This is a genomic window from Vibrio sp. 10N.222.49.A3, from assembly GCF_041475145.1.
In the GTDB taxonomy this organism is placed as follows: domain Bacteria; phylum Pseudomonadota; class Gammaproteobacteria; order Enterobacterales; family Vibrionaceae; genus Vibrio; species Vibrio tasmaniensis_A.
In genome coordinates this window covers 1-1,070 of sequence record NZ_JBFRVM010000331.1, presented here as the reverse complement: position 1 = coordinate 1,070, position 1,070 = coordinate 1, and the positions used below count along the sequence as shown (strand labels likewise).

The 1,070-nt window shown below is 38.7% G+C and carries 1 protein-coding gene; it reads right to left on the bottom strand.

Going from position 1 to position 1,070, the window contains the following annotated elements; translation table 11 throughout:
- A partial coding sequence (gene mobF / locus AB4589_RS25435) for a MobF family relaxase (protein WP_372101960.1) occupies window positions 1–955 on the bottom strand: 955 nt, incomplete at its 3' end.
- Between the last annotated feature and the right edge of the window lie 115 nt (window positions 956–1,070).

Sequence of the window (1,070 nt, the reverse complement as noted above, 5' to 3'; positions counted from 1 at the left end):
CTACCTTGAAAAACGCCGGGGTTAGCTTATTAAGGGCAATATCAATATCAGAGCAATGATAAGCGTAAGTTGGTTGCATAGATCGAAGAGAACTCGCGACGTTATAATCAAAGCCAAGCGCAGTAAGTTCTGTTTGCCACTGTTCATAAAGTTTAGTCTCTTTTATCTTTGTCTTTTTAGGTCGACTATATAGCTTTAAATGGTTTCCAATAGGGCTTGCACTTGATTTAACACCATAACTTTTTAGTGCTTTTGTTATTTGTTCTTCTCTCTTTGAAAAGTGTTGGCATATTTCCTTTGGTACACCGACTACGTTGAAACTCTCTCCATCTTTCTCAATTGAGTAACCAAGTTCACGTAGATTTTGGGCTAGCTCTGCTCTATATATGACACCAGCAGCTTTCATCCATTGGTACAATACACGGCCATTGATTGTTCCCCATGTTAAATCATTTCGAATCGCTAGGTTTAAAACCAAGCAATGAGAATGCAGCTGCATGTCTTCTGCTCTAGACTTAAAATGTGTAAATATTGCAGAAAGTAAGCCTGGTAGCTTTTCTAACGTCTTCCCTTGCTCTCCACGTCTAGTATAAGCGGCTTTGTCTTCTAAAAATCGAAGTGCTTCTTTCACTGCTTTGTAATGAGCGTCGTAGATAATTCCATGTTCATCATAAGCGTCTAGTATGGAAACAGATTTTGGTGCTGAAAACGTGAGATCGTAACCAAGGTTTCTCACTTGGCCTGCGTTCTTCACTAATGACAATGAGCCATCAGGAGAAAACCCTCCCATTAAATTTTTATAGTCTTCTTCTATTACTTCACAGTGACCAATACCTAATAAATGCGCTATGTAGCCATTCCAAAGTCCAGGGAGTTCATCATTATTGAGATAGTAGTCAGTTTGAGTCCATTCAGTGTAGTAATCGGCATTCTTTACAGGAAAAATGGTTAGCATATTTATTTCCCTCGCCTTGCATTAATTCGCTTTGGAATTAAGTTGTTATCATCTTTACTGATATTTTGGCGTTTGTTTTGATGCTTAGTCCAAGTTGTGTCAGCGCCGATGTAAA